Annotated in this window: 14 protein-coding genes; 8 read left to right on the forward strand and 6 right to left on the reverse strand. The window is 58.5% G+C overall.

The genetic code is table 11. The features are described 5' to 3' along the window. Positions 1-7 precede the first annotated feature (7 nt). The 3 genes from phaeop14_RS16360 (at position 8) to phaeop14_RS16370 (ending at position 2065) form a co-directional block, all read left to right on the forward strand. Positions 8-1234: an argininosuccinate synthase gene (locus tag phaeop14_RS16360; RefSeq protein WP_096790126.1), complete on the forward strand. Its 1227-nt coding sequence runs from the start codon at positions 8-10 to the stop codon at positions 1232-1234. Continuing rightward, complete coding sequence (locus phaeop14_RS16365; protein WP_096790127.1) at positions 1231-1689, forward strand: DUF1810 domain-containing protein; 459 nt, start codon at positions 1231-1233, stop codon at positions 1687-1689. The genes phaeop14_RS16360 and phaeop14_RS16365 overlap by 4 nt, the downstream gene beginning before the upstream one ends. A 91-nt stretch (positions 1690-1780) precedes the next feature. After that, complete coding sequence (locus tag phaeop14_RS16370) at positions 1781-2065, forward strand: SCP2 sterol-binding domain-containing protein (protein ID WP_040175136.1); 285 nt, start codon at positions 1781-1783, stop codon at positions 2063-2065. A gap of 88 nt (positions 2066-2153) precedes the next feature. On the opposite strand, the gene phaeop14_RS16375 is transcribed toward phaeop14_RS16370, so the two are convergent. Continuing rightward, positions 2154-2867 carry a sulfotransferase-like domain-containing protein gene (locus phaeop14_RS16375; RefSeq protein WP_096790128.1) on the reverse strand — a complete coding sequence of 238 codons (714 nt, stop codon included), beginning with the start codon at positions 2865-2867 and terminating at the stop codon, positions 2154-2156. Then, a complete protein-coding gene (locus phaeop14_RS16380; protein WP_096790129.1) occupies positions 2867-3775 on the reverse strand; it encodes a D-amino acid aminotransferase in 909 nt (302 codons plus the stop codon). Before phaeop14_RS16380 ends, phaeop14_RS16375 begins: the two co-directional genes overlap by 1 nt. A 144-nt stretch (positions 3776-3919) precedes the next feature. On the opposite strand from phaeop14_RS16380, the gene msrA reads away from it, so the two are divergent. Further along, the gene (gene msrA, locus phaeop14_RS16385; RefSeq protein WP_082035291.1) at positions 3920-4585 is read left to right on the forward strand and encodes a peptide-methionine (S)-S-oxide reductase MsrA; all 666 of its coding nucleotides are present in this window, start codon (positions 3920-3922) and stop codon (positions 4583-4585) included. A 78-nt stretch (positions 4586-4663) separates the two neighbouring features. On the opposite strand, the gene phaeop14_RS16390 is transcribed toward msrA, so the two are convergent. Then, complete coding sequence (locus tag phaeop14_RS16390; protein ID WP_096790130.1) at positions 4664-5536, reverse strand: ribokinase; 873 nt, start codon at positions 5534-5536, stop codon at positions 4664-4666. 4 nt (positions 5537-5540) lie between these two features. After that, positions 5541-7796 (reverse strand): NADP-dependent malic enzyme, encoded by a 2256-nt coding sequence (locus tag phaeop14_RS16395; protein ID WP_040175129.1) that lies wholly within the window; start codon positions 7794-7796, stop codon positions 5541-5543. A gap of 162 nt (positions 7797-7958) precedes the next feature. Here phaeop14_RS16395 and mutS point away from each other — a divergent pair, with 162 nt between their 5' ends. After that, complete coding sequence (gene mutS / locus phaeop14_RS16400) at positions 7959-10574, forward strand: DNA mismatch repair protein MutS (protein WP_193438278.1); 2616 nt, start codon at positions 7959-7961, stop codon at positions 10572-10574. Positions 10575-10676: 102 nt separating this feature from the next. Here the strand turns inward: mutS and phaeop14_RS16405 are convergent, their stop codons facing one another. After that, entirely contained in the window at positions 10677-11240 is a 564-nt protein-coding gene (locus phaeop14_RS16405) for a nucleotide exchange factor GrpE (protein WP_024098878.1), read from the reverse strand. Between the two features lie 9 nt (positions 11241-11249). Continuing rightward, positions 11250-12326, reverse strand: coding sequence for a heat-inducible transcriptional repressor HrcA (hrcA, locus tag phaeop14_RS16410; protein ID WP_040175121.1), 1077 nt, complete (start codon positions 12324-12326; stop codon positions 11250-11252). A 154-nt stretch (positions 12327-12480) separates the two neighbouring features. Between hrcA and rph the strand changes: the two genes are divergently transcribed. Genes rph through hemW form a run of 3 tightly spaced genes read left to right on the forward strand, consistent with a single transcriptional unit; the run spans position 12481 to position 14952 of the window. Next, positions 12481-13194, forward strand: coding sequence for a ribonuclease PH (rph, locus tag phaeop14_RS16415; RefSeq protein ID WP_096790132.1), 714 nt, complete (start codon positions 12481-12483; stop codon positions 13192-13194). Continuing rightward, on the forward strand, positions 13191-13805 hold the full coding sequence (rdgB, locus tag phaeop14_RS16420; RefSeq protein ID WP_096790133.1) for an RdgB/HAM1 family non-canonical purine NTP pyrophosphatase: 615 nt from the start codon (positions 13191-13193) through the stop codon (positions 13803-13805). Before rph ends, rdgB begins: the two co-directional genes overlap by 4 nt. Continuing rightward, the gene (hemW, locus tag phaeop14_RS16425) at positions 13798-14952 is read left to right on the forward strand and encodes a radical SAM family heme chaperone HemW (RefSeq protein WP_096790134.1); all 1155 of its coding nucleotides are present in this window, start codon (positions 13798-13800) and stop codon (positions 14950-14952) included. Before rdgB ends, hemW begins: the two co-directional genes overlap by 8 nt. Position 14953 lies beyond the last annotated feature (1 nt).

Consider the following 14953-nt stretch of genomic DNA (forward strand, 5'->3'; position numbering starts at 1 on the left):
AAATCCAATGTCCGCGCCCAAGAAAGTTGTCCTCGCCTACTCCGGCGGTCTTGATACGTCAATCATTCTGAAATGGCTGCAGACCGAATACGGTTGCGAAGTTGTGACTTTCACCGCCGATCTCGGTCAGGGTGAGGAACTGGAGCCCGCACGCCAGAAAGCCGAGCTTCTGGGTATCAAGCCGGAAAACATCTACATCGAAGATGTGCGGGAGGAATTCGTGCGGGATTTCGTGTTCCCGATGTTCCGCGCCAACGCCGTCTATGAGGGCCTCTATCTTCTGGGCACCTCCATTGCCCGGCCGCTGATCTCCAAACGCCTTGTTGAGATCGCCGAAGCCACCGGCGCTGATGCGGTCGCCCATGGCGCCACCGGCAAAGGCAACGATCAGGTCCGTTTTGAACTGGCGGCCTATGCGCTGAACCCCGACATCAAGGTGATTGCCCCCTGGCGTGAGTGGGATCTGACGTCGCGGACCCGCTTGCTGGAATTCGCAGAGGCTCATCAGATCCCGGTGGCCAAGGACAAGCGCGGCGAAGCCCCCTTCTCTGTCGATGCGAACCTTCTGCACACCTCCTCTGAGGGCAAAGTACTGGAAGATCCCGCCGTGGCGGCGCCCGACTACGTCTACCAACGCACCGTGCACCCGGAAGACGCCCCGAACGAGGCCGAATTCATCGAGATCGGTTTTGAAAAAGGCGACGCGGTCAGCATCAACGGCGAAGCAATGTCGCCGGCAACCATCCTGACCCAGCTCAATGAATACGGTGGCAAACACGGCATCGGCCGTCTCGACCTTGTCGAGGGGCGTTTTGTCGGCATGAAATCCCGCGGCATCTACGAAACGCCCGGCGGCACCATCCTGCTTGAGGCCCATCGCGGCATTGAATCCATCACCATGGACCGCGGCGCGATGCACCTCAAAGACCAGCTGATGCCGCAATATGCTAAGCTGATCTACAACGGTTTCTGGTACTCGCCTGAGCGTGAAATGCTGCAGGCCGCCATTGATCGCAGCCAAGAGCATGTGACCGGCACCGTCCGCGTGAAACTCTACAAAGGCTCCGCAACCACCGTGGGTCGCTGGTCTGATCACTCACTCTATTCAGAGGCCCATGTGACCTTTGAAGATGACGCGGGCGCCTACGATCAGAAAGACGCTGCCGGCTTTATCCAGCTGAACGCGCTGCGACTGAAGCTGCTCGCCGCCCGCGAGCGTCGGTTGAAAAAATGAGCGACCGCGTCGATATCACAGACGATATAGACGACGATCTGACCGAAGAGATGGAGATGTTCGTCGAAGCGCAGGACACCGTGTGGAACGATGTCCGTGCCGAACTCTCTGCCGGAAAAAAGACGAGCCACTGGATGTGGTTCGTCTTTCCGCAACTGGCCGACCTTGGTCAGTCCCATATGGCCCAGCTTTACGGGATCGAGGACCTGACAGAGGCCACCGCCTACCTTGCCCATCCCGTACTGCGCACACGGTTGATCGAAGCCAGCGAACTGCTGCTAAGCCACACCGACCGCAGCGCTGAGGATATCTTGGGCGAAACCGATGCCAAGAAACTGCGCTCCTCCATGACGCTTTTTACTGCTGTGCCCGACGCCCCACAGGTGTTCGACGCGGTGTTTAAGACGTTTTTCGATGGCGCCCCCTGCCCCCTCACCCGTGATGCGCTTGGCTGACAGTTGACGCGACCTCCCCTTTGGTCACCCTTGCCCGCCGACACCCCGGTGCCTAACCCTTGGCACAACGAGAGACACCGAGGGGGACATCATGGCATTACAACCGCTGGCAGAAGGCATCCGCGCTGGTCTGACCGGGAAAACCTTTGACGGATCGCTGAAATTCGACTGCGGTGATGATGGTGTCATCGTCCTTGCGGATGGCGATGCTTCAATGGAAAATCGCGATACTGACTGCACCATCCGCATCAGCACCGAAAATCTGAAAAAGCTGCTGACCGGGAAATTGAACCCGATGACCGGCGTGATGATGGGTAAGCTGAAAATTTCAGGTGATATGGGCGTGGCGATGAAGCTGGGCAAGCTGATCAGCTAAGCGAAACGCACTCTACGTGTGTCACCTTTCCGAAAATACTCCGGGGGTGAAGCGCCAGAGGCGCGAGGGGGCAGCGCCCCCTACACGATCAGATTTTATGCGCTTTCAACCGATCATAATAGGGCATAGCGGCGTCCAAAACCGGCTGCAAAGTTGCAGGAACCTCAGGAAACGGCCCCTCGGGTCCTGCAAATTTGGTCGACTGCCAGACGGACCCGTACCAATGCGCGGCCCAGATTCCATCGTCCTTATGTCCGCCCATTGGCCATGACAGCATCTTCGGGGAAAACGGGACACCCAGGCTCTCACACAGCCGCTCCAATACCGCTGCGGGATCGCTGCGGATATCATCGCTCTCCACCACCACGGGCGACTGACCCCAGCGTGTCACCAGATCAAACAGCTCCGCCTGCTGGCGAAACCCGATATCATCCAGCGTCGGATTCTCCCGTTTCTCGGCGTATGAGGCGATGACCCGTGCCGGATGACGGATCAGAAACACATTTTTGACCTCCCGCATCCAGGCGCGCGGCACCCCGTCTATCATATGCTGGGTCATGTGTTTTTGATAGAAAAACGGTTTTGCAGCGGGCACTGGCCCCAGCAGAGATGCGGCAACAACGTCAGCATCCCTTGGCTGGCTGTCCAAGATTTCAGCCCGCATGGGATGTTCCAGCCCGGTCTTTGCCAGATAGGCGGCATAGAACGGCTCATCCACCACAGCACAATCGCCACGGTTGCCAAAGGCATACATCATTGCAGTCGACAGGTTGCGTGGCCCAGACCACATGGCAATCCGCATCAGGCACACTCCTGCGCGATCAGATCCTTGTACAGCGCGCGCAGACGCTTGGTCACCGGCCCCATCACGCCGTCGCCAATCTGCCGTCCGTCAATGTCACCCACCGGCGTCTGTGCCCCAAATGTGCCGGTCAGAAACGCCTCATCAGCGCCGTAGGTATCCACCAGGGAATAGTTGCGCTCAAACACCGGAATGTCATTGGCACGGCACAGATCGATCACCTTCTGCCGGGTGATCCCGTTCATACAATAGTCGCCGGTCGAGGTCCAAACCGCCCCCTTGCGCACGATAAAGAAATTGCAGGCATTGGTCGTATTCACAAACCCGTTCACGTCCAGCATCAGCCCCTCATCGGCGCCCGCTTTCTCTGCCGCGATACAGGCCAGAATGCAGTTCAGCTTGGAATGCGAATTCAGCTTCGGATCCTGTGTCATCGGAAGCCCGCGCAGATGCGGCACTGTCGCCAGCCGGATCGGGCGCGGCAGGTTTGGGCGCGAATGCTCCATGATAATGGTGAAGGTTGGCCCCTGCTGCGACAGCGATGGGTGCTGGAACGGGCGGGACTTCACCCCCCGCGTCACCATCAGGCGCGCATGGGCATCGCTGGTCATGTCATTGGCATTTTGTGTGTCTAACACGGCTTGTTTGACCTGATCCCGGTCCATCCCGATGTCCAGATCGATAGTCTTCGCAGCCTCAAACAGGCGGTCGAGATGTTCGTCAATAAACGCCCAGGTCCCGTTATAGAGCCGCAGCCCCTCCCAGACACCGTCCCCCAGCATGAAACCACTGTCATAGACGCTGACCTTGGCCTCGGCTTTGGGAACAATCTCACCATTCAGATAGATCAGGATCTCTTCGTTGCGCTGATCTTCCTGCGCTTGATGCGTGCTCATTTTTTCGGTCATCTGCTCCTCCTGCGAGGCGCACGCTAGAAGGATTGGATCCTATTTCCAAGCGGTAACTTCCCGTCACCAAGCCGTGACAAACCATGTCATGTGATTGAGCCTGAACAACCCACGGGCCAATGTAGCGCAACGATGGAGGCGATGATGCGTTCGACAAACACCGCAAGACCAATTGTCCTGACCCTGTTCATGCTGCTGGCCGTGGCGCTGAAGGGACATCAGGCCCATGCCCAGAATATCGAAACACTCACCGTCGCCGGCGGCTGCTTCTGGTGTGTTGAGAGTGATTTCGAAAGCGTCCCTGGCGTGCTCTCGGCAGTATCCGGCTATACCGGCGGCAGCACCAAATCGCCCACCTACAAACAGGTCACCGCCGGTGGCACCGGTCATTATGAGGCGGTCCAGATCCGGTTTGATCCTACCAAGGTGACGCGCAAGCAACTGCTGTCGATGTTCCTGCGCTCCGTTGATCCAACGGATGCGGGTGGCCAGTTCTGTGATCGCGGAGACAGCTACAGGACAGCGATATTTGTCTCTGGCGCAGATCAGACATCCATTGCCAAGACCGCAAAGACCGAGGCGCAGTCGGCACTTGGTCAGACTATCGTCACGCCAATCCTGCCAGCAACGGCCTTCTACCCGGCCGAAGCCTACCATCAGGACTACTACAAGGGTCGCAAACTGGTTCTCACACGCTTTGGCCCCAAACGTCAGTCAGAGGCCTATAAGCGCTATCGAAAGGCCTGTGGGCGGGACGCTCGTGTATTGCAGCTTTGGGGGGATGCAGCGCCTTTTGCAAAAGGGCACTAACAACGCACCTGAGGCGATTGATATGAAGAAGGCGCGGATGATACCGCGCCTTTTCCTATGCAGACCCTGTTGGCAGGATCAAAAGCTTGCGTCCTGAACCTCCTTCAGGTCAGGGATCACATCGGCGGTGCCCTTCCGCGTCACCATCAATGCAGCGGCGCGATTGGCCTGCGCCAACGCCTGCGCCATCGGCAGTCCACGATCCAGACCGGACAGCACATAGCCGGTGAAGGTATCACCAGCCCCTGTTGTATCAACCGGGACAACGGAATGCGCCGCGACATCATGGGTGGTTCCCGCCGTCGTGTCGTAGTGGCGCGCGCCCTTGGCACCCAGCGTCACAATCACATCCGCAACGCCCAGCGCCTCAGGCGTTTTGCCTGTCGCATCACGCAGCTGTTCGGCCTCGACCTCATTCAGGAACAGATAGTCGAGGTAGGGCAGGACCGCCTGAACCGCCGCGGCATCAAACGGCGCCGCGGCATAGGCAACCTTCAATCCCAGATCACGCCCCATTCGGGCTGCCTCGGCCTGCATGTTGGTTTCGTTTTGGATCACAAGAATATCGCCAGCACTGGCGGCAGACAGCGCGGCGCCAACCTGATCCGCACTGATCTCACGGTTTGCTCCCGGGAACAGGATGATCTGGTTCTCACCTGTTGGATCCACGGCAATGATGGCGTGGCCGGTCGGCACCTCCAACTGGGCGATATGCCGCGTATCGACACCGTATTCCAACAAACGCGTGACAGCCCAGCCTCCCTCCGGCCCGACGGCACCCAAATGGCAAACATGGCTGCCGGCACGCGCCGCCGCGACCGACATATTGGCCCCTTTGCCGCCCAGATACTGCTCCAGCCCCGTCGCCGCGAGGGTTTCCCCCGCAGTCGGCATATGAGGCAGCGCATAAATCATGTCGGCATTGATTGAGCCTAGGTTCCAGATCGCCATGAGATCACCCGATATTGCAGGCAGCCAGAACCGCCATGTTCAGAACGTCATTTGCCGTCGAGGTGGTCGAGCAGATCTGGATCGGCTTATCGACACCTGACAGGATCGGACCAACAACAGTTGCCCCACCCATTTCCTGCATCAGTTTGACCGAAATCGACGCGGAGTGGCGCGCGGGTACGATCAGGATATTGGCCGGACCGGTCAGGCGCTGAAAGGGATAGGCCTCCTGCGCCTTGGCGTTCAGCGCCACATCGACGGTCATTTCGCCTTCATACTCAAAATCGACACCGCGCTGGTCCAGCACCGTGGGGGCGATATGCATCTTCTCCGCACGTTCCGACACCGGATAGCCAAAGGTCGAGAAGCTGACAAACGCCACCCGAGGCTCAAGCCCCATATGCCGGGCCACGCCTGCGGCATGTTCGGCGATATTGGCGAGGTCATTTTCATCCGGCCATTCATGCACCAGCGTATCGCCAATCAACACAATGCGCCCCTTGTGCAGCAGCGCGGTCACCCCGGCTGATCCATTGGTCGCATCGGCATCAAACACGTGGTTGATCTGATCAAGCACATGCGCAGACTTCCGGGTGGCTCCGGTGACCAGACCGTCGCCATGCCCATGCGCCAACATCAGCGCTGAAAACACATGTCGGTCGCGCCCAACCAAGCGGTGGACATCCTTGCGATCAAAGCCTTTGCGGTTCAGCCGCTCATAGAGGAAGTCCTTGTAGGTCTCGAAATGCTGGGTATTGGCCGCGTTGATAATCTCCAGCTCACGCACCGCATCGCCCAGACCCGCTGTTTCCAGCTTGCTGCGGACATCCTCCGGACGACCAACAACCAGCGCCTTGCCGAAGCCAGATCGCTGATACATCACCGCCGCACGCAAAACGCGAGGGTCGTCGCCCTCGGCAAATATCATGCGCGACTGTGCGGCACGGGCACGGGCGTTCAGACCACGCAGGATCGACTGGGTCGGATCCATCCGGCCACGCAGCCCATGCTCATAGGCATCCATGTCGATGATCGGACGACGCGCAACGCCGGTGTCCATCCCTGCCTTTGCCACGGCGGGTGGGATCCGGTGGATCAGGCGCGGGTCAAACGGTGTCGGGATGATGTAATCGCGGCCAAAGGACAACGATTTGCCATAGGCCAGCGCCACCTCATCCGGCACATCCTCCCGCGCGAGACCGGCCAGCGCATGGGCGCAGGCAATTTTCATCTCGTCATTGATGGCGCGGGCGTGGATATCCAATGCGCCACGGAACAGATAGGGAAAGCCAAGCACGTTGTTGACCTGATTGGGATAATCAGACCGGCCGGTGGCGACAATCGCATCCACACGCACCTCATGCGCCTCTTCCGGGGTGATCTCAGGATCCGGGTTTGCCATCGCAAAGATCACCGGATTGTCGGCCATGGATTTCACCATATCCTGTGTCACCGCCCCTTTGACAGATACGCCAAGGAACACATCCGCGTCCTTCATCGCCTCTTCCAGCGTGCGCAGATCCGTCTTGACCGCATGGGCGGACTTCCACTGGTTCATCCCCTCGGTACGGCCCTGATAGATCACGCCTTTGGTGTCGCAGACGATGCAATTTTCATGCCGCGCGCCCATTGCCTTCAGCAGTTCAATACAGGCGATACCTGCGGCGCCGGCTCCGTTGAGGACGATTTTCACATCCTCGATCTTCTTGCCCGAAATATGCAGCGCATTGATCAGACCAGCGGCGCAGATCACCGCCGTACCGTGCTGGTCATCGTGGAACACCGGGATGTCCATCTCTTCTTTCAGACGCTGCTCAATGATGAAACATTCCGGCGCCTTGATATCCTCAAGATTGATCCCGCCAAACGTTGGCCCCATCAGGCGCACCGCCTTGATGAACTCATCCGGGTCTTCGGTATCCAGCTCAATATCGATGGAATTCACATCGGCAAACCGTTTGAACAGGACAGATTTACCCTCCATCACCGGTTTGGAGCCCAGCGCCCCGAGATTGCCCAACCCCAGAACCGCAGTCCCGTTGGAGATGACCGCAACCAGATTGCCCTTGTTTGTATAGTCATACGCGGTTTCCGGGTTTTCCGCGATCGCCTCGCAGGGCACCGCAACACCGGGGGAATAGGCCAGCGACAGATCCCGCTGCGTGGTCATCGGGACCGTTGCGTTGATCTCCCATTTGCCGGGGGTCGGTTCCAGATGGAAGGCAAGCGCCTCTTCGTTGGTAATCTTCGCTTTGGGCATTGGCTTTGGGTGTCCTCTCACTGTCTCAAGCGTCATAGCCCAGCGCGCGCCTCTTCTCAACGAAGTTGCGTTTTCACCTTTCGTCGCAGTCGCCTGATTTGTAAGGTCGCGCCAAAGAAATCCCCCATTTTACGGAGCCGAACTTTGTCCACAGTCACGCCGATGATGGCCCAATACCTCGACATCAAGGCGCAGTACCCGGATGCCCTCTTGTTCTACCGCATGGGCGATTTCTACGAGATGTTCTTTGACGATGCCGTCAACGCGGCAGAGGCCCTCGACATCGCACTGACCAAACGCGGCAAACACGATGGCAACGACATTCCGATGTGTGGTGTCCCGGTTCATGCCGCCGAGGGCTATTTGCTGACATTGATCCGAAAGGGGTTTCGTGTCGCCGTTGGCGAACAATTGGAAAGCCCTGCAGAGGCCAAGAAACGTGGCTCCAAATCGGTTGTGAAACGGGATGTGGTGCGGCTGGTCACCCCCGGCACCATCACCGAAGACTCCCTGCTGGAGGCGCGCCGTCACAATTTCCTCACCGCCTATTGCGAGCTACGCGACCAGTCCGCCCTCGCTTGGGCAGATATCTCCACGGGCGCGTTCCATGTGATGCCCGTCGCATCCGTCCGGGTGTCCCCTGAACTGGCCCGGCTGGCGCCATCGGAGTTGATTGTCCCCGATGGCCCTGCCTTGGACCAGCTGCGCGCCATTGCAGAGGACCATCAGATCCCGGTGACCCCTCTGGCGAAATCCAGCTTCGACAGCACCGCCGCTGAAAAACGCATCTGTGATCTCTTCAAAGTCTCAACACTGGAATCTTACGGCTCTTTCAACCGAGCAGAGATTTCGGCCATGGGCGCGGTCATCGACTATCTCGACATCACACAAAAGGGTAAGCTGCCACTGCTTCAGCCCCCGCAGCAGGAGGCCGAGGACAGGGTTGTGCAGATCGACGCTGCGACTCGTCGTAGCCTAGAACTCACCCGCTCATTGACTGGCGGGCGCAGCGGCTCACTGCTTGCGGTGGTGGATCGCACCGTAACCCCCGCCGGGGGTCGGCTTCTTGAACAACGGCTGTCCAGCCCATCGCGCAACCTCGATGTGATCCGATCCCGGTTGACGGCGCTGGACTTCGTGGTGGAGCAAACGCAACTCGCGCAATCTCTGCGCGCTGCTCTGCGCAAGACACCCGATCTGGACCGGGCGCTGTCCCGGCTTGCCCTGGATCGCGGCGGCCCACGGGATCTCGCTGCGGTACGCAACACGCTGATCCAGTCTGAGGCTATTTCGGACCTCTGCGACAGGGCAGATATGCCGCCACTTCTACAACAGGCGCTCTCCGGGCTCACCGGATTTGACGATCTGTTACCCCTGCTTGATGCCGCGTTGATTGCAGAGCCCCCCCTCTTGGCTCGCGACGGCGGGTTTATTGCAGAGGGCTACGACAGCGAGCTGGACGAGGCCCGCACACTGCGTGATGAAGGTCGCTCCGTCATTGCAGCGCTGCAAAAGAAATACTCCGATCACACGGGCATCAATTCGCTGAAAATCAAGCACAACAATGTGCTCGGCTACTTCATCGAGACCACCGCGACCCATGCAGAGAAAATGCTCTCCGCCCCCCTATCGGAGACCTATATTCACCGCCAGACGACAGCCAATCAGGTTCGGTTCACAACGGTGGAACTGAGCGAAATCGAGGCCCGTATTCTGAATGCCGGCAATCTGGCACTGGAGATTGAAAAGCGGCTCTATACAAGGCTATCAGACGCTATTCTGGCAAATGCGGCCTTGCTGAATGCAGCAGCGCGGGGACTGGCAGAACTTGACCTGGTCACCGCCTTGGCCGATCTCGCTCTAGGCGAAAACTGGTCCTGTCCAACGGTAGACACCTCGCGCGAGTTCAGTATTTCAGGGGGGCGACACCCCGTTGTGGAACAGGCACTGCGGCAACAGGGTGGCAGCAGCTTCGTTGCCAACGACTGCGATCTAACCGCCGATACAGGGGCTGCCATCTGGCTGCTGACAGGTCCGAACATGGCCGGTAAATCAACCTTTCTGCGCCAGAATGCCCTGATTGCCATCCTCGCCCAAATGGGGAGCTACGTCCCAGCGGACAGCGCCCATATCGGACTGATTAGCCAGTTGTTCAGCCGGGTTGGTGCCTCGGACGATCTGGCACGCGGGCGCTCGACCTTCATGGTTGAGATGGTTGAAACCGCGGCCATCCTCAATCAGGCAGATGATCGCGCACTGGTCATTCTCGACGAAATTGGGCGCGGTACTGCGACCTATGACGGGCTGTCGATCGCCTGGGCCACGCTGGAACATCTGCATGAGGTCAATCGCGCCCGCGCGCTGTTTGCGACCCATTACCACGAACTCACCCAGCTCGCCGGCAAGCTGCCCGGCGTCGATAATGCCACCGTTTCGGTCAAGGAATGGGAAGGCGAAGTCATCTTTCTGCACGAGGTTAAGAAAGGCGCCGCAGATCGGTCCTACGGGGTACAGGTCGCGCAGCTTGCCGGCCTGCCCGGATCGGTTGTTGCACGGGCTCGGGACGTTCTGGACATGCTGGAAGAGGGCAGCCGCAGTGGCGCCGGCAAAATCCAGATCGACGATCTTCCCCTCTTCGCTGCCGCCCCACCGCCGCAACCAGCAGCACCGGTCGGCCCCTCACCAGTCGAAATGCTTCTGGACGACATCCACCCTGATGATCTCTCACCACGGGAAGCACTGGAAGCGCTTTATCGTCTGAAAGAAGCCGCGAGCTGATACAGAAAAGCGGCCTCCATGGATCACCACGGGGCCGCTTGTCATCTTTTCAAAAATACTCGCGCCGCAGGCACGGGCCACAAGGCCCGTCACTGCTATGGTTCAGCTCGCCGGCGTCGAGGAAACACCAACCTGCGCCGGGCGCAGCAGACGGTCGTGCAGCATGAAGCCCTCTGCAGAAACCTGAATGATATCGCCGGCTTTGGTACCTGGCACCGGGGCCTCGAACATCGCCTCATGCACCTGCGGATCGAATCTCTCACCAACTTCCGGCGCGATCACCTGCATACCGTGCTTTTCAAACACACCAAGCAGTGCGCGCATGGTCAGTTCCACGCCTTCAATCAAAGCGGCGGAAACTTCGCGCTGTTCATCGCTGGCAGCTTCGATCGCACGTTTCATATTGTCGTAAACCGGCAGCATGTCCCGCGCCAGTTTGGAACCGCCGTATTGCTCAGCTTCACGGCGCGCTTTGTCGCCACGCTTACGCGCGTTTTCCGCGTCAGCCAGGGCCCGCATGAACCGATCTTTCAGCTCATCCCGTTCAGCCCGCAGGCTGTCCAGCTCCAGCGCTGCATCATCAAATTCTTCAGTCTGCGCAGAGAGCTCCTCTGCTTCGGCTTCTGTGATGTCGTCCAAAAAATCGTCGTTCTTGGGCTCTGCCATATTTCACCTCTAACTCCGGTCGGAAAGCAGCTTCCCGACCAGTTGCGCCGTATAGTCCACGATCGGCACGATCCGGCCGTAATTCAGGCGGGTCGGGCCAATCACGCCCACCGCACCAATGATCTTTCGATCCGCGTTCATATAGGGAGACACCACCAAAGAGGAACCCGAAAGTGAAAAAAGTTTGTTCTCCGAACCGATAAAAATGCGCACACCTTCGCCATCTTCTGTCAGCTGAAGAAACTCTTCGATATCGCGTTTGCGTTCCAGGTCATCAAACAGGTTCCGGATCCGGTCCAGCTCCTCCGCAGCCCCACCGTCGGATAGGAGATTCGCCCGACCGCGCACAATCAGCCGCGCAGAATCGCTGCCGTCATCTTCCCAAGCGGCCAAACCGCTTTCGATCATTTCACGGGCCAGAACGTCGATCTGCTGCTGCCGGGCCTTGATCTCTTCCTGAATAGCGCCGCGCACGTCGCCCAATGTGCGTCCCTCGATCAACGCATTGAGGAAATTCGCCGCCTCCCGCATTGAACTGGGCGTCTGTCCGGGCGGTGGCGTAAACAGGCGGTTTTCCACGTGACCATCTGAAAACACCAGAACGACCAGCGCACGATCATGGGCCAGAGTGACGAATTCAATATGGCGAATTTCGGCTTCATGTTTCGGGGTCAGCACCAAGGAGGCCCCCTGTGTCACCCCCGACAGGGCCGAACCGACACGATCCAGCATACCGGCCAGACCCGTAGCCCCACCGCCAGCAGTCCCGCCCATGGTTTCATCAATTTTCTGGCGGTCCTGGGTGTTCAAATCCCCAACTTCAAGCAGACCATCCACAAACATCCGCAATCCGACCTGCGTGGGAACCCGACCGGCGCTGGTGTGCGGACTGTTCAACAATCCAAGATGCTCCAGATCCTGCATCACGTTGCGCACAGTCGCGGCGCTCACTTTCTCATTCAGTGATCGCGTCAGAGTACGGCTGCCGACGGGATCTCCCGTCTCCAGATAGGATTCCACGACTGCACGGAATACATCCCGGGACCGGTCGTTCATATCCTTCAATATGTCGGTACTGCTGTTCATCGCATTCTATGTGTGGTCACTGCCGAAGTTCCGCAAGCCTTGGCTCCCTGTCCTACAGGTGTCATTAAAGAGCGCAGCACCAAAAGGTCAATCATGCTTGCATCGCCGACCCTGCGGACGCTATCCCGATGGGTAACCAAACAAAGGATGACCCATGCGACCCTCCGGACGAGATCTAAACCAAATGCGCGCCGTTTCCATCGAAACCGGTTTCACCAAACACGCTGAGGGATCCTGCCTGATCAAGATGGGCGATACCCATGTGCTCTGCACCGCCACCATTGAGGATCGTGTGCCGCCGTTTATCAAAGGTTCAGGTCTAGGTTGGGTAACCGCAGAATACGGCATGCTGCCCCGCGCGACCAACACCCGTATGCGCCGCGAAGCCGCGATGGGGAAACAGGGCGGCCGCACCGTAGAAATTCAGCGCCTGATCGGACGCGCACTGCGCGCCGGCGTCGACCGCGTTGCACTCGGTGAGCGGCAGATCAGCATCGACTGTGATGTGCTGCAGGCCGACGGCGGCACCCGCTGCGCCTCCATCACCGGCGGCTGGGTTGCCCTACGTCTTGCGGTGAACAAGCTGATGAAAACCGGTGAGGTCAAGATTGATCCCCTCGTTGATCCCGTAGCCGCAGTTTCCTGCGGTATCTACGCAGGTCAGCCGGTGCTGGACCTCGATTACCCGGAAGATTCAGAGGCCGGCGTCGATGGCAACTTCATCATGACGGGTTCTGGCCAACTCATCGAAGTTCAGATGTCCGCAGAAGGATCCATGTTCAGCCGCGAGCAGATGAACAAACTGATGGATCTCGCAACCAAGGGCACCGCCGAACTGGCAGAACTACAGAAGGCAGCCTGCGCATGACCCGCAAATTTGTCGGCGACCGGCTGCTGGTCGCCACCCATAACAAAGGCAAGCTGGAGGAGATGAAACATCTCCTCCAACCCTTTGGCGTGAGTGTCGTTGGTGCCGGCGAGATGGAACTTCCTGAACCCGCCGAAACCGAAGATACATTTGTCGGGAATGCCCGGATCAAGGCCCATGCCGCCGCTAAGGCAACTGGTTTGCCGGCTCTCTCCGATGATTCCGGAATCACCATTGATGCGCTAGATGGCGCCCCCGGCGTTTACACCGCTGACTGGGCGGAAACCGGTGATGGCCGCGATTTCATGATGGCCATGACCCGCGCCCATAATGAACTGGAAGCCAAGGGTGCAGCCCACCCCCGCCTTGCCCAATTTCGCTGCACGCTTGTTCTCGCCTGGCCCGATGGTCACGATGAGGTGTTCGAAGGCGTGATGCCCGGCCAGCTGGTTTGGCCTATTCGCGGCAAGGATGGGTTTGGCTATGATCCAATGTTCCAGCCAGATGGGCATGATCAAACCTGTGCCGAAATGGATCGTTGGGCTAAAAACAAGATCAGCCACCGCGGACAGGCCGTCGCAAAATTTGTCGAGGCGTGTTTCGGTGGATGATTGGCGCAACGGGGGGTTTGGTCTCTATGTGCATTGGCCCTTCTGTCAGGCCAAATGCCCCTATTGCGATTTCAACAGCCATGTCACCGCGCAGATCGACCAAAATCGTTGGGCTGCAGCCTATCGATCGGACATGCTGCGCGCGGCCCCGTCTCTATCCGGACGCGTTCTGAATACGATTTTTTTCGGGGGTGGGACACCGTCCCTGATGCATCCCGATACTGTAGCCACAATTGTTGAGACTGCTCGGGAAATATGGCCTTTTTCCAATGACATAGAGATCTCTCTTGAAGCAAACCCAACCTCAGTCGAGGCTGGTCGCTTTACAGGATACCGGGATGCTGGCGTCAACCGAATTTCTATGGGTATTCAGGCGCTTAACGACAATGACCTGCGCCGTCTTGGGCGGATGCACAGTGTTTCTGAGGCACAAAAGGCCTTTGATGTGGCTCGGAACTGCTTTGACAGAGTCAGTTTTGACCTGATCTATGCGCGTCAGGGTCAGACACTGGCCGGCTGGCAACAGGAACTCGATCAAGCCTTGTCCATGGCGATTGACCACCTGTCCCTCTATCAATTGACCATTGAGGAGGGCACAGCGTTCGGCGATCGATACGCGCGGGGCAAGTTGCGCGATCTTCCGACCGACGACAACGCCGCTGACATGTATCTCGCCACCCAGGACATCTGCGACAAGCATGGTCTGCCCGCCTATGAGGTCTCCAACCACGCGCGCCCCGGCGCGGAGTCGCGGCACAATCTGATCTATTGGCGCTATGGCGATTACCTTGGTATTGGGCCAGGAGCGCATGGGCGCCTGACTTTGGACGGTACCCGGTACGCCACGGAAACCTATCTGCAACCTGGCGCCTGGCTGGCAGCTGCAGAAAGCCAAACTGGGGAGTCTTCGCGAACGCCACTTACTCCTGAAGATGCGGGTGCTGAATACCTTATGATGGGGATGCGATTGGTTGAGGGGCTCGATTTAGATCGGTTCCGCGCCTTGTCCGGCCATACTCTCTCTTCCGAGCGAATCTCCAACCTCTGCGAAATTGGAATGTTAGATCTCTCGGAAAATCGTATTCAGGCAACTGACGCCGGCCGCGCGGTCCTAAATGCCGTTCTCCGCGATCTTCTAGTGGAGTAGT

The organism is Phaeobacter piscinae (assembly GCF_002407245.1).
In the GTDB taxonomy this organism is placed as follows: domain Bacteria; phylum Pseudomonadota; class Alphaproteobacteria; order Rhodobacterales; family Rhodobacteraceae; genus Phaeobacter; species Phaeobacter piscinae.

Coding starts and splice junctions, on each gene's coding strand:
- rdgB (WP_096790133.1), top strand. CDS start 13,191: ATGACCCGCAAATTTGTCGGCGACCGGCTGCTGGTCGCCACCCATAAC.
- phaeop14_RS16380 (WP_096790129.1), bottom strand. CDS start 3,775: ATGACCGAAAAAATGAGCACGCATCAAGCGCAGGAAGATCAGCGCAAC.
- phaeop14_RS16360 (WP_096790126.1), top strand. CDS start 8: ATGTCCGCGCCCAAGAAAGTTGTCCTCGCCTACTCCGGCGGTCTTGAT.
- phaeop14_RS16370 (WP_040175136.1), top strand. CDS start 1,781: ATGGCATTACAACCGCTGGCAGAAGGCATCCGCGCTGGTCTGACCGGG.
- phaeop14_RS16395 (WP_040175129.1), bottom strand. CDS start 7,796: ATGCCCAAAGCGAAGATTACCAACGAAGAGGCGCTTGCCTTCCATCTG.
- rph (WP_096790132.1), top strand. CDS start 12,481: ATGCGACCCTCCGGACGAGATCTAAACCAAATGCGCGCCGTTTCCATC.
- mutS (WP_193438278.1), top strand. CDS start 7,959: ATGATGGCCCAATACCTCGACATCAAGGCGCAGTACCCGGATGCCCTC.
- phaeop14_RS16375 (WP_096790128.1), bottom strand. CDS start 2,867: ATGCGGATTGCCATGTGGTCTGGGCCACGCAACCTGTCGACTGCAATG.
- hrcA (WP_040175121.1), bottom strand. CDS start 12,326: ATGAACAGCAGTACCGACATATTGAAGGATATGAACGACCGGTCCCGG.
- phaeop14_RS16365 (WP_096790127.1), top strand. CDS start 1,231: ATGAGCGACCGCGTCGATATCACAGACGATATAGACGACGATCTGACC.
- phaeop14_RS16405 (WP_024098878.1), bottom strand. CDS start 11,240: ATGGCAGAGCCCAAGAACGACGATTTTTTGGACGACATCACAGAAGCC.
- phaeop14_RS16390 (WP_096790130.1), bottom strand. CDS start 5,536: ATGGCGATCTGGAACCTAGGCTCAATCAATGCCGACATGATTTATGCG.
- msrA (WP_082035291.1), top strand. CDS start 3,920: ATGCGTTCGACAAACACCGCAAGACCAATTGTCCTGACCCTGTTCATG.